Annotated in this window: 10 protein-coding genes; all 10 read right to left on the reverse strand. The window is 41.3% G+C overall.

The annotated features are described in order from the left end of the window. Positions 1–22: 22 nt before the first annotated feature. Positions 23–12,526, reverse strand: coding sequence for an LPD38 domain-containing protein (locus JQC92_RS02265; RefSeq protein ID WP_204998120.1), 12,504 nt, complete (start codon positions 12,524–12,526; stop codon positions 23–25). Further along, positions 12,516–13,781 carry a hypothetical protein gene (locus JQC92_RS02270; protein WP_204998121.1) on the reverse strand — a complete coding sequence of 422 codons (1,266 nt, stop codon included), beginning with the start codon at positions 13,779–13,781 and terminating at the stop codon, positions 12,516–12,518. Before JQC92_RS02270 ends, JQC92_RS02265 begins: the two co-directional genes overlap by 11 nt. An 11-nt stretch (positions 13,782–13,792) precedes the next feature. Beyond that, positions 13,793–14,029: a YMGG-like glycine zipper-containing protein gene (locus JQC92_RS02275; protein ID WP_239480292.1), complete on the reverse strand. Its 237-nt coding sequence runs from the start codon at positions 14,027–14,029 to the stop codon at positions 13,793–13,795. Position 14,030: 1 nt separating this feature from the next. Beyond that, positions 14,031–14,480, reverse strand: a complete 450-nt coding sequence (locus tag JQC92_RS02280; RefSeq protein WP_204998122.1) for a hypothetical protein — start codon at positions 14,478–14,480, stop codon at positions 14,031–14,033. A gap of 2 nt (positions 14,481–14,482) precedes the next feature. Next, entirely contained in the window at positions 14,483–15,058 is a 576-nt protein-coding gene (locus JQC92_RS02285; RefSeq protein ID WP_204998123.1) for a hypothetical protein, read from the reverse strand. A gap of 9 nt (positions 15,059–15,067) precedes the next feature. After that, positions 15,068–15,481 carry a hypothetical protein gene (locus JQC92_RS02290; protein ID WP_204998124.1) on the reverse strand — a complete coding sequence of 138 codons (414 nt, stop codon included), beginning with the start codon at positions 15,479–15,481 and terminating at the stop codon, positions 15,068–15,070. Between the two features lie 30 nt (positions 15,482–15,511). Beyond that, the gene (locus tag JQC92_RS02295; RefSeq protein ID WP_204998125.1) at positions 15,512–19,078 is read right to left on the reverse strand and encodes a phage tail tip fiber protein; all 3,567 of its coding nucleotides are present in this window, start codon (positions 19,076–19,078) and stop codon (positions 15,512–15,514) included. After that, a complete protein-coding gene (locus tag JQC92_RS02300) occupies positions 19,071–20,690 on the reverse strand; it encodes a hypothetical protein (RefSeq protein WP_204998126.1) in 1,620 nt (539 codons plus the stop codon). The genes JQC92_RS02295 and JQC92_RS02300 overlap by 8 nt, the downstream gene beginning before the upstream one ends. Before the next feature lie 61 nt (positions 20,691–20,751). Next, positions 20,752–21,405, reverse strand: a complete 654-nt coding sequence (locus JQC92_RS02305) for a hypothetical protein (RefSeq protein WP_204998127.1) — start codon at positions 21,403–21,405, stop codon at positions 20,752–20,754. Between the two features lie 3 nt (positions 21,406–21,408). After that, positions 21,409–24,252: a hypothetical protein gene (locus JQC92_RS02310; RefSeq protein ID WP_204998128.1), complete on the reverse strand. Its 2,844-nt coding sequence runs from the start codon at positions 24,250–24,252 to the stop codon at positions 21,409–21,411.

Here is a 24,252-nt window from a genome sequence, read left to right on the forward strand (position 1 = left end):
CGCATCCTTGCGACCTTCCTATTTATAGATCTTTAATGCCTAGTTGCTTTTTCTTTTGAGAAAACTGCAATGACAATTCAATTTTCTTATTGTCGATTTTCTCTATCAGCTTTTCTTTCTTGGCTTCGTCCATCTTAGAACCCTCAATTTTACGTTTCATTTGATTAAGGTTTCTAAGCTGCTTTTCCAGCACATGACCATACGCATGCAACTTCAACTGACGATCATACTTCTGCTTATAGGCTGAACGCTCACTAGCTGGTAATGTTTTATATTCCATCTTGTAAGCATCGAGTAATGACTTATCATCATAAAAGTTACTGATGTTAGTTCGAGGATCTACTGCCTTATAAAATCTACGACTAAATGGAATGTCTCTGCGATCAACCTCTTCACCGCTTGCCACTTTTGCCGTTGAGCTTGTGGTTCTGGAAGCGAACTGGAATAAACCACCACCAATAAATTTAAGCATGTGCTGAATAGATTGCGGTGCAATACTAATCCCACCTTCTCGATATTTCGAACCACCAGTATTGTCATTTAACCAGGTAGTCATATCACTGAGCCATTGCCAAGTGCGATTATCCCCTAAATGGCCGTCCGACTTCTTCACCTTGTAACCCGATTGCTCAGGATAGATATTGCTCCCGAAGAAGTTTTCATTAGCCACTAACTCAACAATTGGCTTTCCAACCGTAGGCATTGCCGTTTTAAGTAAACCCGTTTCAATGTTTTGGCTATCGCTTGAGCCAATAGGCGAAAACACCGAAGTAGCTGTAAGCATTAATCGACTCGCCACTTTACCAACTGACTTGCCACGTTGAAGATCATCAAGCGCATGACCGATATTTGCAAAGATGTTGTAACCATAAGGCATAGGGATAGCAACATAATCCTTGCCTTCACCTAGCATGATCACAAAGTTGTTTGCTTTTACATAGTCAGGGATTTTGTCATAGTAAGGTTCACCATCTTCATCATCACCGCCAATCATGCGCATTAGGTGTGAAGCCGCAATCGTAGCCATAACGGTACCAAAAGCGATTTTTTGTGAAAGGTTATAACGTGCCGGATTCAAACGAGACTTGGTTACGTCTTTAGGTGTCGCAATCGCTCTAAGCATGTTAGCCGTACCCTGCACACTGGCATTAGCAAACATATATAAAGAGTTGACCGTGTTACCCCACTCGCCCTTGCGGTTAAAGTTAACGGTTAAGTTTTTGGCTAAACTGGCGGCTTGCTTTGCACTGACACCTTGCTTACGAGCATGATAGTAGGTACTGAAACGAGTAGCGTTCTCTACAATGTCGTTATAGTCAGACACAAAATCAATCACGGTATTGAAATGCTTTCTTGCTTTACCAGTAGCCGTATCACTAGCAGCAGCTATAGCACCATTTAATTGTTTGCCGAGTTCGTTAATGTCTTTTTGATTAACCCAACCCGTTTTTGCACCATGCTCTAAAAACTCTTTTAAATAACTGCCCCATTCACCTTCAAAGCTATTTTCTCTAAAGGCTTTTCGAAGTGTCACCATTGCTTTAGGTACAGACTTGATCATCTTCTTAGCAAGTTTCTCAGTGCCTTTCGCTTTACCGTCGGCAATTTGAGTTTCAGCCAATACATTATAAATAGCGGTCTGAATATCACGACTGAAGTTAGTCAGCATAAATTCAGGGTTCCACGTTGTCACCAGTGCGGACAATGTGCGAGTCACTTTACCTAAGGTTTGAGTAATGACATTGGTTTGCTCAACACCTAAGTTATTCATGGCTTTTAATATCAATGGATCCTTAACCTTGATATAACGCTCAACACCATCAATTTTAGTGGTGAAGTAATTATCAACGTCTTTAGCCATTTCAAAGCCTGACATTGGTACTTGTTCAACTTGAGTTTGACCGTTTACTTTTCTGGTACCTCGCTTCATATCTGGCTGTTCTTCGGTGAACACTTGCCAAAAGTCTGAATCAGGGTTGTCTTTAACCATTTTTATGAAAGTGTTACCAACTTCATTTTTTCTGGCCCTAATAATTGCCCTAGAAGTATCTGAAATAGTATGAAGCAACGGAGATTCAGCCAAAGACCTACGGCCTAATGCTTTTATCGTTTCACGACCTTTAACATTAAATCCTTTGCCAGTGCCGAACCTCTTACCTTCTTGTGACTTGGCATCATCTACAGCATAACCTTTCAATGGCACATAGTATTGATACTGCTCTTGCCATGAATCAATTGCATCTTGCGCTTCAAGGCCAGAATCAACCATACGTTGACGAGTTTCAGTCAGCATTGCATAAACATGGTTCGCCACTTCTTCTAACTGCAGTCGTTTACCTTCAAATACGGCTTTATCTAAAATGGCTTGCGCATCTTCGTTACTCATGCCTGAACCTTTACCCTGTAGCTCAGGGTTAATGGTATCTATATATGCGTTACGTTCTTCGGCATGTTTAGCAATCAGATATAGGTCAACTTCCTCTTGAGTCAGTTTATGTTTTGCCATTGATTCAGTGATTTTATCAACGTGGTTAACTTCCATTTCTCGCAGATCTTCGGTTACTTTACCGTGAAATGCTTCTTCAGCCTGGTAAGTATTATTACTTTCAGTGATAGAAAGCTTACCTTGTAAGACCTTTAACCTTCTAAATTTATCCTGAATTTTACGAATGCCTGCATCAACAAGCTTTTCATCAGCTAAGACTATTGAATCATCAGATCGACTAAACATATCCGTTGACGGTTTAAAACCGCCCTTTGGTGGTGGGTTATTATTCCCTACTTTGCCATTACGGATATTTTTAGCGATAGTTTCACCGAGTCGGTGCAGTTCGCTAGTTGATACTGGATATTTACTTAAGCCAATCTTCTTAAGTGCATGACGCAACCAAGAGGTAATTACATCATAAATACGTTGCGCTTTATTGCGTTTAGCCTCTACAACATGCGCAAACACTTCTTCGGCTTGCAATTCTTTGGATAATTTTTTGTAATGCTTGTTGTGTTCAATTAAAAGCCAAAGTTTTTTCAAGCTTGGCTCATTTTTAGAATCAATTATTTTCTGAAGAATATCTTTCTTAACATTTTCACCAAATAAGGTGAGTCCGTAGTGTCCGAGGATTTCGTGTCTGAGTGTTTCTCTCGCATCAGCCCTATCTGACAAATTGGCTGTGGCAATGGCAAATACCCCTCTTTCTCGATTGAATGAGCCTTTGATCCGTCCTTCTTTTTCGATGGTGTATTCTGGTCCATAGATTTCCTCCTGAGTTTCTTTTACTACATAATCAAGCTTAATGTTGCCATTGTAGTTATCAAGAAACTCCTTAACAATCTTTTCGCCTTCTGCAACACTAATACCTTTAGGCTTGGTCTTGTTTTTAGCTTTTACAATGCTAGGGATAGAGCTTTTTAACGCTACCTGTTCAATGTCTTGCTCTGGTTGCGGTTTCAACTTATCCAAGAAAGCATAATCCTGTGCCGGTATAGAATCAGGCTTTTTCTTAACTCCTTCAATAATGAACTCAGAATCTTCGCCTAAAATGTTCTGACCAACTAAGTGAACATAATTACCGTCTTTATCATAAGCTGGTTTAACTTTGCCTTTAGTGGTCTGAATATCTAAGCCTAATGTTTCAAAGCTTTCTCCGTTAAAAGTTACGGTTTCAGGCTTAATGCTAACGTCATTCGCTGCGGCCTTAACATTGCGAATTTCTTCTTTATCAATAAATCTGTTTGGCTTTTCGCTTCTGCGGATCTTGTCTTTAATATCGGCAATTTCCGTTTCTACTTCTAACCAAAGGTTTTTATCTTTCTCAGAGGTTAACGCTTTATCACTAGGTGCATTTTTCAAAGCTGGTTGAGCGTTTTTATAATCGCTTTCTAAACTTGAAAGGTTGCTTTTCGCTGCATCAAGATACTCTTTAATGGTTTTCTCAGTAACTGCAGGGTGAAGCGCAGAAACAACTTTAGGCGTTTTAAAGTCCTTTACATTGCGGCTTTCAGTTAAAGATATATTCGCTTTACCAAGTTTTAAATAAACTTCAGAGTTATACGTTTTATCTTTCTCACCAATAGAAGCCGTTTCAACACTAATACCAATAACAACATTGTCATCCAGTTTAAGCTCTTGCTCGATAGACTCACCTAAACGTAAGTCAGTGTCTTTTAAAGCCTGAGAAAGCGGAGCAATTAACTCATTATTAAGCGCCTTAGAATAACTGTGATTATGAGCATATATATCCTTTAGCTTTGGTCGAACTGGCTTTTTGACCTTTTTCTTTCTCGCATCAGACAGCATTTCCCATGCAGCATCCTCAATTTGATAAGCTTCAGCATCATTTGATTGTTGCTCAACGGCATCGGCAAGAACTTTCTTAAATCCAGCCATATCAAAGTGGTCAAATTTGATCTTAGATACCATATTAATAAAGCCTGATAACTTAGCCTTATTCTTGTCGTAGTTTCTAACCGTCTTATTGGCTGCGTCATACTCCATAGATTTAGAGGTGAAATCAGTCTCTAATCCAAGCAACTCACCGTCAGAACCAAGCTTCATCTTATAAATAGGATTGCCCGTAGTTTGCGCCTTAAAGTTTGCGTAACTATCCGCATCACTGTTTTGATCTTCTACAAATTCATCAATATCACCATTGCGGAATTGCTCAATCGCTGCGGCTTTTCTTTCCAGAATTTGCCACATAACCGGGTCGCTAGAACCTTCAGTAGAATAAGCATTGATCACAACTTCAAAAGATTCAGGCTTTCCTTTAGCTGCGGCTTGCTCATAAAACGAATTACCCTGACGAATAATGCGCCCTTCACGTTGTTCCATATCAGACGGACGCCAAGGCGCATCCATGTGATGAAGTGCAACCAAGCGTTTTTGTACATTCGTACCAGCGCCCATTTTAGAAGATGAACCAATAAGCACACGAATATCGCCTTCATTTACTGCGTCAAATAGTGCATCTTTTTTAGAAGGTGTGTTGTAGTCATGAATAAAAGCTATTTCGTTTTCAGGAATGCCAGACTCAATAAGTGTCTGTTTTAAATCATCGTAAACACTAAAGCCAGTATCAGCGGTTAATGTTGCCGCTTCCAAGTCTCGGATCATATCTTCCGCTTTTTCGGCCTTGTCTGCGTCAAGATCATGGTTACTTCTCACCATTTCAACGAGCTCTACCAATGTACTGGTATAAGCATTTTCCTGAGATTTAAGCGAAGTAGTTACAAATGACCGAGCCTTTTTATCGTCCATGACCAAAGCTGCCAACTTAACTAAATCAGCTTTGGCGTTACCCGCTGCGGTTTTAGTCGGTACGCCCATATCAGAGAAAACAAGCTGAGTACCTTTCTCTTTAGTCCACTTGTCGTAATTTTCTTTAATCGATTTAGCCGCACTTTTTACCTTACCAGTAGGATCTGCTTGCAGTGACGGATCAACTAAGCGAACATCAAGCGAAGCTTTACGGGCATCACTCAACACCCAAAGCGGGTTATCAATCTTAGCGTATTCTTTTCGCGCTTCACGACCAGAGATAGATTCAATACCTTCCATTCTGGCAATAAGATAATCATTGAATTCTTTTTGAGTTTCTGACGCTTTAGTGGTAACTAACTGCCTGCCGCCATTAGCAACATTAGGGATAGGGAAGCGGGTAGTTTCATTCGTACCTTCTCGCTCATTGCGCTCACCTACATCTTGAGCATAGATATTAACCATATCAGCTTGAGTAATAACATCAGCAAACTGTTTGTATTTAGCAATCAGCTCTTTAGCACTGTTTAAACCTTTTAATATACGTCTTTCTTTAACCGTACCTGTAGGCGTGTACTCGAGTGCAACCTGAGTATCAATAAACGAACCTGAAAATGCATCATAATGAGAGATATGATTCTCTTTCAGCATATCGTGACCGAGGTAATACATCATTGTATAAATCTCGACTAAGCTGTTTGATACTGGTGTACCTGTCATAAAGGTTACACCACCATTTTCAAGACCTTGAACACCTCTAGCCTTTATAAGTAAATCAAGCGCCTTATCACTACCTTTAGGGTCATTCATGCCCACAACACGATCACCACGGGTCGCATACATTAAGTTTTTAAACTCATGCGCTTCATCCATTACCATGTAATCAATGCCGAGATCAGAGAAGCTAAACCCTATACTGTCCTTTTCTTTCTCAAGCGCTTCCTTCTTAGCTTTAAGTTTATCCTTTAGCCCGGTAATACTCTTTTCCATTTGCGAAACAGAAGCACCACGCCCGCCCGCTTCCTGTTTCTCTTTTTTGGCTTTTTCTAACGCTTCTCTTAGTTCGTCAATTTTCTCATTGAACACCATTTCAGTGGATTCAAAATCATTAGGTAACTTTTTAAGATGAGAATGACCAATAATAATCGCATCATAATCACCAGTAGCCATTTGTGAGAAAAACTTTTTACGGTTTTTGGCATCCATCTGTTTATCAGATGCCGCCAAGACTCTAGCACCAGGATAAAGTTTGTAAAAATCTGCGGTAAACGAACCAATAATATGATTAGGCACAACAACAAGTGGTTTCTTGCTCATACCTAAGCGTCTACGCTCCATCACGCCAGTAATTGCAGTAAAAGTTTTACCCGCACCAACAGTATGATCAAGTAATGCGTTAGGCGTTTGAATCATACGCAAAGCACCGTCTAGCTGAGTTTTACGCATATCGATTTCAGGATTCATACCTACCGTTTGAAGATATAAACGTCCGTTAAACTTTCTAACCGTATGCGTGTTGACTCTATCGTTAAAGTTATCAGTTATCTGCTTTTTAATATCAGGGTTGCTATTCGACCAAGTGGTAAACAGATCCGCTAACTTGTTAACTAGCACATTGGCTTGACTGGTTTTTTTATCATTCTTAACTGAAGTTTTAGCATCGATGCGATCATAAATAACCAATGCCTTACCCGTTGCTGCGTGTTCAAATAATTTGCTAACACTTAAACCAATACCATTGTTAAATTGGTTAGCAAGCGTGGTTTTATCGGCTGCTGAGTGTTTTAAAATTTTGATTGAACCAATTGAGCGATCAACGGAAACATTAGCATTTACACCTAAAGCAGATAAAAACGACTCAAATACTCCTTCGTCCATCCAAGTCGCACGAATGGAAGGTTTAACCTGTTCTGTGGTTTTATCTTTAGGTAAAGCCGTTTTCAATAATTCTGCGTTTTTGTCTAAACCTGCATTTTCTGCGGCGGCAAGCTTGGCTTTAACATTCCCTGACAAATAATCATCAACAAATACATAATTGCCACTTTCAGGATCTTGAAGTAAATACGGCTTATCACCTTCAGTTAATAGCTTTTTCGCTTCAATCTTAGACTTACCCATTAAGTCAGCGATATAAGCTACATCAACAACGCCTTTCTCTTTCATCGAGAAGTTAACTGCATCATCAACATTATCCGCAGATTCAGGCTTAACGTATGGCTGAATCATGCGCTTATCAAAAATAGCGTGTTTAGTCACTTTCTTAGATGACTTAGAGACACTATCCAAACCAGACTCAATGTCTAAGTTTCCATTTAATAGGCCTAAGTTTTTCTCAATACTTTCAGGTTTAGACTTAGTCCCCATAGAAGCAAGCGCATCATAATCTTTATTAAGCTGCGTTCTCAGTGCTTCAACATTACTTAGGTTTTGCTTTTCAGCTTTTAGAAGTGCAAGCGCAGTATTACGGATCTTAAGAATCGCTTTAAGGCGCTTAAACTTATTAGGACCTAATTGAGCATTACCCAAGGCTTTTAATAGCTCACCTCTGAACTTGCCAAAAGGTACAGTGCCGTTTAAATACCCCTCAATCGCTTTAAAGGCATTAGTCTTATATGAGCTTTTTAATTTACCTGCAGCATTGAGCAAATGAGTTTTAGCATAAGCAGCAATACGCTGCTTATCTTTATCAAACGTCTTAATCGCTTCTAAATGCTTGCCGTTTTCAGTCCATACTGTATCTGGTGTAACTTTGGTTAATACTGCATTGCCTTCAATGTCGTCATCTTCACGTAATACAACATTATCGTCACCGTTAAGCACCATACCGCCAATAGACAAGTCACTTTCAGTTAAGGTAACTTCACCGCCAACTTTGTCTAAAGTTTCATTACTTACGGTTAAATCAACATTATCAGCCAGTTTAGCAATCGCATTAGACAGCGACTTACCAATATCAGCATGTTCAGCCGTTGGGTTAACCGTCAGTTCGCCACCTTCGGCACGACTCGCATACATAGTGCCTTGGTTAGACACTTCACCGAGGACATATTGCGGGTTTTGTTCGAACCATTTATTAATGCGAACCCCGTTAACCTGTCCTTGGGTATCATTCCAAACGGTATTGGTAGCCTTTTCACCCTCTTTAAGCTTACGGAATATCACCACATCGGTAGTAACCTCCGTTCCCGCATTAGACTTAAAGGCCGTATTCGGTAAACGAATCGCACCTACAAAATCCATAGTTTTAGACAATTCACTATGGTTAGCGTTTTTTGTGTCTAAGAATCGGCTAGTGATCACCATCATCATTAAACCGTTTTCGTGCAACAGCTTTGATGTTTTAGCAATCATGTAATTGTGAATAGATAAACCTGAAATATCTTTGAATGTGCTATCTGTAACAGTGAAAGCGCCAAACGGCGGGTTACCAATCGCTAAAGAGAAAACGCCCTGTTTAAACTTAGCATCTTGATAACCTTTAACCTGAATGTCTGACTCGTCATAAATCAGCTTGGCTAAGTTACCAGTGATTGGGTCAATCTCAGTAGCCGACCAATGCGACTGTTTGCGTAAATGTTCAGGTTGCCAGCCAATAAAGTTACCACTGCCGACACTTGGCTCAACCACATTCATAGGCTTAGTGCCAAGGCCAAACGCTTCAACGCCGGACCACATAGCCTTAACAATATCTTTAGACGTATAAAAAGCGGTTTGGATCGACTCCCTAACACCTTCATACTCTGAACGGGTTAAAAGTTTTTTAAGCTCAGCGTGTGCTTCTTTAGCGAATTTCTTGCGGGTCTGAGAATTGAAAACATCTTTTAAACCGCCCCAGCCAACATAACGGGCAAGAATTTTCTTTTCTTCAAGTGTAGCGGGTCTATCTTCTGCTTGAATTTGTTTAAGTAAGCGGATCGCTTCTAAATTGGTAGCAACTCGCTCACTTTCAGTACCGTTTGCAATGTTATCAACATCGTCAAGGTTTAAGCTTGATGTTCCAGAATGGTTTTTAGTGCTTGGCTTTGTGCTTCGTTCTTTTCCACGCCCACTTGTTGCAGCGCTTCCATTTCCTTCACTGTCATCCTTGCCAACGCCGCTGTCTCTACTTCCAACTCGTCCTTGCTCATTGCTTGATAAGTCGGGTTGCTGTCCAGTACGCTCTGTTTGATTATCGCTTGCAATTGTTTCATCTTGTTTTGATTCCGTTACTTGCTTAGTTTCAGTATCGGCTTTTGTTGCTGAGTTTTCAACGGCTTTAGCTTTAGCATCAATCACCCTGCCAAGGAAATCTCTATAAGCAACTTCGATGATAGGATCAAATTTACCATTTTCTTTCTGCCAAGCTGTATCGAAGTCGTCACCAAGCATCATATTGGTTTGGATTTCAGAAGAAAGCTTTCTAATGTGTGTAGCCATGAAGTGACCAGTAGCCGTTTTTCCTGCAAGTGCAATGTGAGTATCTTTTACGTCATCAAAACTTGGCTGGTTACTTGCACTCCGCTTTTCTTCAATTTCACCGTCTGAATTTTTAGCAACAGGCTTATGCCTAGATGTAGGTTTGTTTTCTATATTAGGCTTTTCCTGTTTCGCATCAACAGTAATGCCACGTTCTTTTTCTGCCTTAACCTCAGCACCTTTAAGTAGCTTATCGTTATGCTCATTAATACGTTCTTCACGAATAAACCAACCGTCCTTACCTTTGCGGAAGGAAAACGGATCAATCGCCTTAGCTTCATTGCGAGTTAAATTGTTATCAATAATGCCGGTTAACTCTTTACCCTTTTTAGTGGTATGAGTTACACGCTCAACACCATCAGCATATAAATCAGGTTTTGACTCGGCTTTAAGCTCAACGGGCTTAGTAGTATCACCGTCCTTAGCCCATGCCTTAAAATCATCAAGTGACATTTCAGCAATAGAGCCCGTACCTTTCCAGCCTTTAGAGTAATTCGATAAATAAGCCTTTTCAGCTTCCGCTTTAGTCTCAAAACCAAGCATGATTTTATGTTCGTCAAACTTTCTCGACTTTGAATCTACCTGGTTAACAACAAACACCTTATTGCTGTTATCAGTTGAAGGCTTAACGAATACATCAAGCGCATCTCCGTCTGCACCTTTAGTGCCTGTAATATCACCATAATGATGATTCATTTTTACAGACCATTCTTTACCGTCAGAATCAACACCTTTGCGGTCACTGCCTTGCGGGTTCTCGATGCCAATATCAAAACCACTGTGTTTAACTCGGCCTAATTTATAGTTATTCGCTTCTTTTTGCGCTTGAGTAGGTTCAGGTAAATCATTAAGTGGAGAAGTGGCCGCTTCGTGAGCTTGTTGGTCGATATTGGCTGAGCTGTCAGAACTTGCAACATCAAGCAATTTGCTCAACTTACTTTTTATATCTTCTGGTACTCTCGCCTTATTTATAGCTATTTTAATCGATTCAACTTTTCTTTGCTTAGCCTCGCTGTTTTGTTCTTTATCTAAGTTTTTAATTCTAGCAACAGCTTCTCTAGCGTTCTTTTGGCCTACAGAAGAAAGTCCTTCATAAGAAAAGTCATATTCCGATTGCAGTGTAGCTTCGTCAACTGTTTTAGGTTTAACTTGCTGATCGCCAGATACAGAAACGGCCTCTTGTGAGGCCGCTTGTTGTTCTGGTTTTACTTCTTGATTAGGTGGTGATTCATCTAATGAACTGTGGTGTAAATCGTTTCCAGATGATACAGAAGCAGTTTCTCCACTGTCTGACTCAACTCCGCTGGTATCGGCATTTCCTTGCTCATCAATTCCTGTTTGTGGAAGTATATCGCTACTTGGTGCGCTTCCTGATTGCTGATCACCTTCTTCGATAACGCTTCCAGTATCCAAGTTGGCGGGAGTAGCGCTTGCTGCTTCATCATCTGTTGTTAATTGCTCTTGGCTATTATCATTGGCGAATATTACACCCTTATCCTCAATGGCCAAAGGCTGCGAATTGACTTCATCGGCGATCTGCTGCTGGTATCCTTTGATATTTTGATCCTGTTCAAACGCTTGTTGTTGCTCTAATTCGCTCGCAAATGGATCATTAAAGTCTTTAGCTTCACTCAATAAATCGTCAACACTTGAGGCATTATCACCCGCTAAAGATTCCTGAACCTGACCAAAACCACCCTCTACACGTTGTTGGTGTAATCGCTCATTCATTGCAGCCCTACGGCTGGCAACATCATCAGCAACAGGCGTAAAGACTTCGTGATCAATATCGTATTCAAGCTTCAACGTTCGGCTTGCTACCGCCTCGGCTTGGACTTCTGTCATACCTTGCTTTATGGCTGAATCAATCAACTGCTGCCTAACTTGCTCAATCGCTTCATCCATGGGAACGCCTGATTCAACAAGCGATTCAATACCCGTTTTAGCAACTGGCTGCGCCTTTTTCTGCCAATCCATAGCAAGCTGAGCTGACTCTGAACCTGCTCTAATCGTGCCACCGACAACAAAACCGCCAACAAAAGCCTCGTCAAGATGATTAATCTCGCTTAAGTCTTTACCTGCGCCCCATTGAGCAAGTGCCTCTTGGCCTGTTTCTGTTGCACCTTCAATGGCAGCACCAAATAACACTCTACGTCCAAACTCTAAAGCAGAATCAGGGCGTTTATAAACTTCGGCAAACTCACCTTTACGAATACGTTTAGCGGTATTACGCAAACCTTCTTTTTTTACTGCGTCGTAAATCTGACCTGTAGAGCCTTTTAAACCAATGCGCTCTAATGCCATTTGACCAAAGCCAGAAGTAACAGCTCTAGTTACATTCTTTTCATCTTCTGGTTGTGAAGAATAAGCTTCTTCAGATAAACCACCACCCATGACAAAAGCACCTGCACCAGTAGCCGCACCTGCCATATAAGGCAAAGAGTTAGAAACTAATTCACCAGTGTATGAACCTAAGTCACCAAGTGAATCAATATCTTTATAGCTCTCGACCGTTGGCTTATACGCTTTTTGTTCTTCTTGGTTGCGCTTAATACCTTCATCAGCCCATTGTGACAACGTACCGCCTTGACCAATGGTTTCAGCAACAGAGCGACTAAATGAACCTTCTTCATAACCCTCTGTATTTTCGCCCGTATCAGTAAAACCTTTAACCGCACGATAACCAATCTCTTGCAGTTGATCGACACCAGCGCCAAAAGCGGCAACTACACCGCTTTCTGCTTTAGGTTGAGCAAATGGATCATTAAATTCAATTTCTTTTTCTGCAAACGGGTCATAGAACTTATTCGACATTCGATAAATATCCTTGTGAAACTGCGGCTTTGATTGCTTGATCTTTGGTCATGCCTTTGTTGCTTTCCATTATTTTCTGGATCACGTTATCTGGACTATAACCGTCTAGCTTACTTTTTAACTTGCTAGTATCAGGTGATTGTTCGGCTGCGCCTGTTTGCTTCTTCTCTTTAGGCTTAATCCCGTAACTTTCATCAATTGCCTTTCTGCGCTGCGAAAACACTTGCTCAACTCGCTCAACGGCTGCACTGCGACTTTCATCATCCATGTGATCATCACTGCTCATAATCTTCGCTTTCTGATTAGCTAAATCACGCTCAATAGCTGAAAGCTCTTTACGATAAGCCGCTTCAGTTTTATCAGAAGAAGAACCACCACGGCTACCAGCGCCCATTTTGCGACCAATACCACTCCAATAATCTGGCCGTTCCATCATATCGGCCATAACCGTTTTCGCTTTCATAGTCTGGATTAGCTCTTGCGGAGACATAACCTCTGGCGGATCTTTAGGGTCTGCACTTCGACCTTTAGACATTGCCTGTACGGAGCTATCACCGTTTTCATAATCAACCTTAAGCGCAAAGGTAACATCACCTTTTTCACCTACAGGAATGAAGCCATGAAAGTTAACGTCTTTAATGTTAGTGCCACGAACAGAATCAAATTCACCAACACTTCGCTTAATGCGATCTGAATAAATTTCATTGAACGCATTAATAACATCAGGCGAGTTGGCTTCTGACAGTTTGCCTGACTTGACGATTTCATTTACCCGCTTATCAAGGAACTTAACTTTTTCTCGATACTCAGGTTTCATAAATGTCATTGGAGAATAACCAGCATTACGCTCAAACATTTCTTTGTGCTCTGGTGAGATGTCACCATTTTGCATAAAGTAATCCCAACCAGCGCCCATCATCTGTTGATCTTGCTTCCACTGATCATTACGCTCAGTTCGTGATTTTTGCCAATCACGATTCTCTTTTGCCGCTGCTTGCTGTTGCTCACGATAATCAAGCGTATCTTGATAGCGATCTTCGTTGCGTTTATCCATTAGTGAGTATCGCTTTTGCGAGTCTTGATAGCGCTGCTCATTTCGGCTGTCAATGTCGGCTAGACGCTTTTGAGAATCAGCATAACGCTGCTCATTTCGAGCATCTATATCAGACAACCGTTGTCGTCTAAATTCGCTCTCCTTGTGGCGCTCAACAAGGTTGTAGCCACGTTCCAAACCCCTAAGTAATCCACCTGCCATAAAACTATTCCTTATAATGAGCCAGCAATGCCACCAATAACGCCACCAATGACCGCACCCCACGGGCCACCAAATTGAGCACCAATCATTGCACCTGTACCAACACCACCAAGAGTTGATTGCTTTTTCTGTTGTTTAATATTTTTATTCTGCGCTTCACGGTTCGCCTCTAAGTCAGACAAAGTTTTAAGCGACTGCTGAGCCTGATTCTTTGTGCTTGCGCCCATGCTCATGATTGAATATGACATATTAATTTTTCCCTATATCAGCTAGTTGAGCTCTTGCAGCTCCCTGTCCAGTGATGATCTTGTTTTGCAAGTCATCAACAGCTTGGCGGGTTTCATTGTTTACTGAGGCGGTTGTCAAACTTTTAAGCAACTGATTATTGTTCTTGCTCTGCTGCGTATCCAAATTACTAAGGCCATAGCGCCCCATTCTAATGGACTCGTTCTGTTCGGCACTGTTAAAAGAGTTTTCTATATTGGTTTCATTTCTAGCCAACTGCTCAGTTAATAGCTGGTCATTCTGCGAAAGCTCAAGTAACTCATTTTGTACAGGTAAAAAGCGATTTTTATAATCTTCCCATTGCTCACGGGTCAGATCTGCCATTGCATGTTGATACTTGTCCGTTCGAATGCCAGCGGAGCTTTGATTAGTATCGACTTCTTGATTTTGTTGGGTGAGTATTTTTCCTAACATGATTAATTACCCCCTTCCTTTTTCTTTTCAGGCTTATAGTAAGAGGCTGCTGCACCACCCAATGCGCCTACCGCTTCAAGTGTTGAATCACGGTTTTGCGCTGCAATACTTGCATCATGTACTGCTTTACGTTGTGAATTAATTGCAATGTCACTGAGTGAAGAAACAGCTTTTGTTGATTGACCATCACCCATAGCCATTACATTGCCCATTTTGTCTAAATAACGCTCTTGCCCTGAGACTTGCGCCCTGCTTGCCGAATCTGCTGTAGCTACCGCCTCCATATCTGACAGGCTATTTACAGCATTTTTGAACTTGCCACTATTAGGGTTCACACCACTTGCTGCGAGATTAGTCGCTGTTTTTTCACTGGCTTGTGCAAAATTGCGCTTATTGCTCAAATTCACATCATCAGCAATACTTTGGTAAACTGAAGCATCATTGCTGCTTTTTGCATCTTCAATTATCTGATTTTCAAACGGAACAATATTGTTTTGATAGTAATCCCACTTTTCTGAGTAGACTTTTCCAAGTTCTTTCTCAAATTCAGTTTCTTTGATTTCATCATCGCCACCCATGCGAACTCCTTAATTTAATTGATAACGCCAGATGGCGAGGTTTCTGTGACAACCAAACTTTGACCACCCAAGCTTTAACGCAAGGCGATCAAACCCTTTTCGTGCGGTATAAAACTGAACAAACTCAGCCTTACCCATACGGGATAGATTAATAACTTCACCTTGATATCGTTCCAACGCCTTACCGCCTTCGCAGTAAGCAACTGGAACACTGATAAATGTTTGTTGTCGGCAATGTCTAGGCCTTAGAACGATAAAACCGTCAGGCGCAAGAAATAAAAAAGCCCGTTCATCAGAACAGGCTTTGTTTATGGTTTCAAAAAGGTCAGGTTCGGCAGACATTCGGCCTATAGCTTGAATTTTCGGTTTTAAGCGTTCTCGATGTTCAAGCCAGTTTGAAAGGGTTAAAACGGATTTTTTCATATTGATAAAATAATATACGATTTTGGGGGGTTAGACAATGAAGCCGTCACTTTTACGGAATATATACATTGTTAAATGCGTTGCAAAACAACCAACTTCACTCGTTCCGACATCTTGTGTTAGCTTGATTTTTATTGAGACACTAAAGCTCCCAGAACCTTTAGGAATCACAATAGATTCCTTCCCTTGCTGACCATTGTTCAATCTAAAGTCACACGCAGAGTTTCCATATGTATAATTAAGATACTGTGGACTTCTTATCGCAGAAAATGGAACTGTTAACACCTGATCAAAGTTAGGGTTGCGCTTTACTCTGAACACAATTAAATTGCGCCAAGCTATTGGTTTTGCAGCAACTGCTGTTTGAGGAATGTAAAGCACATCCGCATCAACCAAGTCACCTTCAATCTTATTAGCGTAAATCTTGCCTGTAAAAATCGCACTACCGCCAAATAAGCTGTTGATGTGAGCACTATCAATGAACGTGGTAACTGCATTTTGCAAGCCACTAACCTGAGAAGTTGATACGCCGTTTTGAGTTGCCAAAGAACCCAAGCCACTCACTCTTCCATGAGAGATGCTGCCACCAGATGACATGACAACACTTCCGCTATTATCACGAATAGTTACACTTTTTAATTCAGCGTGATTACAGTGCATAGTGCCATTCGGTGAAATACTGAAGTTATTACTTCTAGCGCCAGTAGACGGATTATAGTTAATTGATGGCGTAGTGAGTCGAGAACCAACCATTAAGCGGTTTGCAAGTACATCATCAGTCACTAGCGTTTTAATAAATGCCTGATCAATCAAAGCGGTGTTCATTACCGATTTACCGCCAGAAACAGAGAAAACAGGCGTTAGGCTATCGTTGCCATTAATTACTGCAAACTTAGCGCCTTGAACCACGAACTTAGGATCAGAACCATCATTAATCAGACCAATAGAGGAAGTTAAGCCGTTAACCTCAGTTTTAACGCCCCATAACGCCCAAACGTCATCGTTGTTTTCAGCAACTGTTTGGCTAAGCGTTTGCAAGGCTGCACTATTATCACCAATAGAAGATTCAAGCACTTGATTAGCAATTGATATCGCACTATCCGTGTCGGTCTTGGTGTAATACTGATTGGTCAAGGTTGCAGATAAATAACCTAAACCTTCGTCTACACCGTCAATCTTAGAACTGAGTTCCTGATTGATTGCAGCTATCGCACTATCCGTATCGGTCTTGGTGTAATAATCTTCAGAGAGCGTTGAAGCTAAACTACTAACAGTGTCGCTCACTCCACTTATGCTTGAATTTAATTCTGTACTTAATGCTGATAACGCTTCATTATTTTCAGTCTTGGTGTAGTAATTCTCAGATAAATTACTAGAAACGCCCTCAATCTCTGAACTTAATTGAGTTGATAAGTTTGAAATAGCCTTATTGGTTTCAACTTCAGTTAAATAGTTATTCTCAAGATTAGCGTTTACATTGCCAATAGAGCTAGACAAGCTTTCATTAACGGCGCTGATAGCGTTACTTGTCTCAGTCTTGGTAAAGTAATTATGTTCAAGAGTCGCACTTAAGTCGCCAATTTCAGAACTTAATTCGGTATTTAGAGCACTAAAAGCAAGTTCAGTTTCAACCTTGGTTAAATAGTTTTGCGACAAATTAGCCGCAACACCTTCAATGCCGGCATTAAGCTCTACTCGCTGCTGCGCACTGGCTAACTTATCCTTTGCTACCGTCTTTTTAAACTCTGTGATATCAGCTTGTGAACTATTAAAATTAGCGCTTAACTGTTCGACCGATTCCGCTGTAGCTTCTTGCGCATTAGATAATGTTTCCTGTTTACGGCTAATACTGGCATTAACTACCCGCTGTCTATCGGTCTGTTGATCATTCGCTAGAGCGTTTTCAATCATGCCCTCAAAAGCGGGATCATAACTGCTGTTCAACTCAAAAAGCTGTCTAGCAATCGCTTGATCAGAATCAGTTTTAGTGTAGTAATCATTAAAAAGTGTTGCGCCAACACTATTACCTTGCGGATCTTCTATTGCTGATTGCAATAACTGGCTTGCATTGGCTATTGCTTCGTTTGCAGTAACCTTAGTATAAAAGTCTCTGGTTAAACCTGCGCCTAACTCTGAGCCTTCAGGGTTTTCAATAAACGAATCAAGAATGTCAGTAATACCGCTAATAGAACTATCAACATCTACCTTGGTGTAATACTTAGTTTGCAGTGTTGCGCCCAAGCTATCACCGTTAGGACTTTCAATCTCCGCTTGAAGTGTTTGCAGTGACTGAGCAAGTGAGCTTTCAAAGTCAACTTGGGTAAGGTAGTCATTAACCAAAGTCGCACCAATGCTATTACCTTTCGGATCTTCAATTGCAGCCTTCAATGCTTGAGTGGCCACAGAGATAGCTTCGTCCGTTTTTACACTGGTGTAGTATTGATTTTTTAAGGTTGCAGCTACGCTATTACCATTTGGGTCTTCAATGCTGGCTTTTAATTGTTGATCAGCAATTGCAATCGCTTCGTCTGCCGTAGCAATGGTGTAGTAAGTATCTTCAATTGTGCCATCAAGCGGAACACCTGCCGCTTCAACTTCTGCTCTTACTGTTTGTGCTGCTGCTGCAATTGCTTCTGTTGCCTCGGCCTTGGTATAAACCTCAGCATCAAGCTTAGCTCTGGTTTCACCAATTGAAGTTTCGACCTCAAGTAACTTAGTGGCGTTGTTACGCCAGTTAACATCATTACCAACAGCAATTTGAATTAAATCATCAGCAAGGGAAGATTGCGCCAACTCGATAGAGCCAACTCTTTGCTTGGCATTCTCTATTTCGGTTTTGGCATCATTTACAGCTTGATTGCTATCTTGCTTTACCTGCTCAACCGCTGCATTGACGCTTTCAAGTTCTTGGTTGAAATCGATTTTTGTTTGATTGATATCATCGTTAATACCCGCTAAAGCATCATTAATCGAACCAACACCCTCACCTAAGCCCGGTATTTTTCCAATTTCACCCGTTAAAAAATCACCTAAGTGACTTTCTTCAATCTGACCGCCAATGGTATCAAGTATTACCTCTGCACTTTCTTGAGTTGATACTTCAATACCATTAACGCCCTGAGTAGGTCCTTTCATATCAGCGACATTTACAAACCGAACCCAATAAAAATAAGTTGAGCCCATTTGCACAGAATCACTAAACACATCAGCCGATGCAGTAGCAATACGAACCGCCTTTGAAAAGTTGTTTTCCTCAGCTCTAAAAATCTCAGCGTAAGCATGGCCTCTGTAAGTCGGCTTACTCCAAGTTATCGCAATAAAAGTAAAACCGCCTCTACCTGACAAGTTAACAGGCGCATGAGGTCGCTCAATGGTTCCAACTGGTGGTTGCGGCAAGCTGCCAATGGGTTTAGTAACGCTATTAACTAAGGCTTGACGCTTTAACCTATCCAAATCTACCAAGTCAGAATAAAGTAAAGCTCTATGCTCTTTGCCACGCTGCCCCGTTAGGATTTCAATATTTTCAGCAACGGCCTCTTGCTCTGGTGATACTCTGCCACGCTTAGGAATACCCGAAAAAGGACTACGTTCAGCCATTAATCACCTCTTGTAATTCCGACATTGAAGAAGCAATAACCACGGTTTCCACTTCACCTGTACCAAATAATTCAAAATGCCAGTATTTACCCCTGACCGTTGGCAACCTAAAAGCACTATCAGGAATAGAGCCCACTGGCTTTTCAATCACAAGCTTACGATCTGCATAAAGCCTGAAACCTATGTTAGCAATATCGCCACGAACTAAGGCGCATGAAAAAGACGCATGATTAAATCGATACTCTTTGGATTGCCAAAAAAGTGGAAATAGATTCTCAGAAGATTCCCACTTATAGATTTTTCCGCTTTGCGCAAGGTATAACGAATCATCGATTAAGCTGTTAAAGCCACAAACCGCGCGAAAATCAAAGTGCCTAAAATCACCCGTTTGCGGATCGAAAATAAAACACTTATCTAAGCCTTCACCATAAAACCCTAAGTAACGTCTTTCTTGCTCAAAAGCTCGAATTGTTGAAGGCTCGAACGCTTGCCACTGCTCACGGGTTAAAATGCCCTCAGTGATAACCTGAGCACCATTGCCACTTAATGCAACCAAACCGTCAGGGCTGGCATACATCACAGCGCCATTAACCACAATTGCACTGCGCTTACTCACACAAGCTTGGTTAAGCTCTAAGTTCCGACCAGAAATAGATTCAGGCGAAGCGCCAGAAAACAGCCAAGGTCTACCCTCAGTCAAAACCGTTAACGAGTTACCAGAAGAAACGAGCGCAACAATGTCGTGATCCGTAGTGTGTTGATAACCACTAGGCCACGCATAAGGCAAATATGACTTACTAAAACACAAAGTATTATCAAAGAATCCCGCCATAATGCCGTTAGACATAGACGTTAATCCTTTCATATTCTCATTGGGTCTTTCGTAATCGTAGGTTTCAAGCGGTGAGCCCAGTTCGTCACCTTTTGCCCTATCATCATAAATCGTGGTTGATATCGGCACTTCCGCTACAAGCAAGTAATCAGCAATGCCGCCACCAGTTAACGAGCGATAAATGCGAATGTGGGTGATATTGGCATCATTCACATTAATACCAGGTATGTTTAGAGTAACGTAAGTACCTTCTTCCTCTGGATATCGAATTAACACCCTATCTGAAGCTTGAGCGGGTGCGCCTTCCTCACCTGCTTCGGTTACATAGGTGTAAGTGTAATAGCGTGTTTCATCATCATTTGGGTCAACTTCCTCAGTCGCATCTTCATTCACAACTGCAGTAATTATTGATTCAGGTGCAGGAACACCAAGACGATAACTATTAGCAGGTTTTACGCTGCCGTTAAAAATCTGGTTATTGGTCACTCTCGGAAAGCCATCACCCGTAAAATAAACACGTTGCCACGGATCGTTAGCTACTGGACTCACAACCGCATCAACATAGCCGTACCAAGTAAACCAATGCTCTTTTTCATACTGGAAAATGGTTTGAATGCTACTAGGTATAGTCTCAGGCAGAACTTCAGGTTGTTTTAGTGGTGATAGGTTGCCATAGTAAAAATGGCAGTTGCGAGAAGCTTGCGCAGCTTCATTAGGTAGGTGTCTAGGGTCGAGCCTTGGGCGCTCCCCTGAAAACGCATTAACAGAAATAACCGGCATAGTTTAGGCTCAAAATGAAAAGGTCGCTATAAAAGCGACCTAAGATGAAATGATTTATTGATTAATCTTGAAAAAAGCTTTGTCTAAATGGAATCCATACAGCTTGAAACGCTTGAATGTTATCTGGTGTCAGTAGCAGCTTATTTCCATTGTCAAAGCGAAAGTTAGTAGAACCGCCCATAGCGATTAACTGCTGAACAGAGTTTAACCCCCACATATCCTCTTTTGTGGCACTACACATCACACCTTCAAACTCAACGCCTTTTAATTTGGCTTGGCGTTCCATAACTGTTTTATAATCAGTAGCTGCAAGCACATCATCAACAGTTCGCTCAGTATGTTGAGGCTCGGAGTTCTGCCAGTTTGCTAGCAATTCTTGATAACGTTCAGGTGTAATACCATCAACATACAGCTGATTATTGTTTTCATCGGTTAAAATCAGCCCCGCATCATCACGCAATAACTCAGGTTCGCTAGGTTTTGAGTGCAACCAAAACAAGTATTCATCAAGGAATTGCCACTTCTCGCCATTTAAAACCGCTTTTGCTGCATCTTTGATATGTTCATCAACACCACGCTCAATAAATAGAGATAATCGCTCTAGCGACTCAATACGGCCTTTAGGCTTTAACTCAACAACAAGCCCTAGCTCAGCTTCAGTCTCTTGGTAAAACTCAGCAATAGGCTGTGGGATATCATTTAAAGTTTCAAACATGGTTTACTTCCTGTTTTTCGCCCAGCCTAGAGGGATTTTTGTTCTGGCTGTGCCGTATATAACTTTTTGACCGTTTAAATCAGTCATAACGCTTTGACCATCTGTGATATGAATCTTACTATCATCACCCCAATTTGAACCATTGTGCTGTAACTCAGTGTAGGCATACTGCATAAACAACTGACCATTATCTTCGGTTACATAATTGAGTGCTTTGACTGCTGGTGAGTTATTGCTAGGTGCAGCTAACATTATACTAGTATGTTGAGGGAGCATAGTTACATCGGGGTGAAATAACCCATTACTTTGTAACCAATAACCTAGTAGATGTTGATTCCATATAGCAATATTAACTGTAGATTTACCTATTAGGCCTATCAGAGACTCTTGTAATAAACAGCCTCCCGTGGGGTCGTAATGGGATGTAGTGGTTAATGTCCCCAATCCTTCTGCACCTCCATACACTACAGCGTTATCAGCATCTTCTGTAAATTTGGCTTGGGCTGTGTAGGTGTATATAGCTACATTATCTGGGTCATTTAAAGCATACATAGTGTTTTTAGTTGTATCCAAAGTAGCTGATACGTTACTCCATGTAGCCCCGTTGTTTACTGTGTATATTCTGGGTAAACTGGGTGCATTTAGCACTTTCCTAGTTAACCCTACCTCATCTATTAAAGAATCAGGTATCACAGGAATCCAACTACCTGCCCAACCATTAGCTAAATCAGGTGTAGCTAGGATGTTAGCAGGGTTACCTATAACATCTACTTGAGTGAACTGGTGTCCTAGGGAGTAGGGTAGTTCTCTTTCATGAACTACTTGCCCACCTTGCCTGCGAGAGGCGCTAGGTGCGAAGTTTATACCTACTTTACCTGAACTAGAATACACTGATGTAATAGTAACTTTGGTGTATATAGTCGCATCAACACTACTCTGTATATATATAGAATCACCATTACTCATCTGTGACTCTGAGAAAGGTATATCAGTTATAACACCATCAGTACTTACTTGGTCATCCGAGGTTTGTGTATGTACTCTAGTAAACCTAGCCTTCTCATACCCTCTGAACTCACCTGACTGCATACGCAGCAGTTGTCTACCAATCTCTGCCTTAGTCGGTTCATATACACTGTAACGTAAGTCTTGTTGTACACCACCTTGACCACCTGCGTAGATAGCATCATAGAAACGGTCGTCTGGCCTACCAGATTTACCTGACGAAATAAAGCCAGTATCGCCACGGTAACCTACATCCCCACCTGAACCTGTGGCATTATTAAAGCATTGACTTTGGCTAGTCACTTCAGGTGCACTATCATTAAACCAGTAAACTGATGTAGTATCGGCTTGGTTATTCCAGCGCCTAGCACCCAACTCATTAAAACTAGGGTGATAAGCACCTTGGTTAAGTCGTTCTACTGTCCCACATACTAGGAAGTAACACTCGTTGTTAGTACCGAATCCTGTTTGCTCACATGAGAATACACCTTGGAATCGCTTAACCGAGGGTAAGTTTATTGCATTGATTCCAGAATAAGTTCCGTTTGATGCCCCTAGGCTTAACCCTAAAGAGGTATTTTTAATTCCTTGGGCTTTTAATGATAACTTGGTATTGTCATCTACATTATTAAAGCCTAGAAATCGGTTATAACTAGACCCTGATTGAGTTGAGTCGATAGCCAACCAATCCCCATTACCTGCACCTGCAATAGTTCTCCTACGCCTACACCACTGCACAATGCGACCATCATTTAAAATATAAATATTCTGCTTAGGATCTGCGGCAATTCTAGCTTTATTAGCATCTGAAGCCGCAAAAAAGTCTACTCCTTCAGGTCGTGAGCTGGTATCACCATCATATTGCGCAGAATAAGTGATAGGTCTTGAGTTATCTGTAGTGGTTGCGACACCGTTAATATGGCTGGCCTTTGAATGAATATAACCGAAGTTGTAAACAAATGGGTGTTCGGGTGTAATTTCCTGCAAAAAGCACTCATGCCCACGCATATCTACCCGATTCATAACCACTTCGATATTATCATCTTCAGTAGCAAAAGCGCTGGCAGCATCGGCATGTTTAACATTCTTGCCTGTGTTTTTGTTATATGTCACCGTTCCGTCAGGTGCATCATTAAGCTTAATCACTTCTTGCACTTCACAGTGGAAGATTACCCCTGCAACATGCAGTATTGCGCCTCTGGTTTTACCCTCCATCAGCACATTGGGCGTTGATGTGTCGGTATAAAGTCCGGGTTTATTTGGGTCAACGGAAACGTCAGGGTCACTATCGCCAAACTCAACATAGCCTGACGCATCAAACTTATTAAGGTTCTGCGCTCTACGAGCTTCAAAGTCCGCTTCTTTAACCAGTGTAATACCACCAATCAACTTATTAACTGCATCAATACGGCCTTGAACGTCCTTTTCCATCTGGCTAGGCGTTTTAACTTCATGCTCAACACCTTTACCGTCAGTTAAAGTGGTTTTTTCTTCGTTGCTCGATAGCCACTCCGTTAATTCATCAAGGAATAGTTGCTTTTGGTTGAGCTGCTTTGCTATTTGGGCAGCAAGACTCGAATTAACAGTTGCAGAAGTATTGCGAATAATGGCGTAATTTAAGTTTGCGCCTGTGTTGCCTTCAAAATTTCTGTCAAGAACAAGGTTACTATCATCAGTGATAGAGATAATTTCATAAGAAGTTTTATTATCTACCGTGAAAATATCACCAAACTGAACCTTGTTTACCGCACTAACCCAACTTGTGGACGTACCAACAACATTCTTGCTACCACTTTCAACCTGAACTTTACCTGCTCGATACCAAGCGCCAACCGCAGCCAT

Origin of the sequence: Parashewanella hymeniacidonis (assembly GCF_016900895.1) — a bacterium.
GTDB classification, from domain to species: Bacteria; Pseudomonadota; Gammaproteobacteria; order Enterobacterales; family Shewanellaceae; genus Parashewanella; species Parashewanella hymeniacidonis.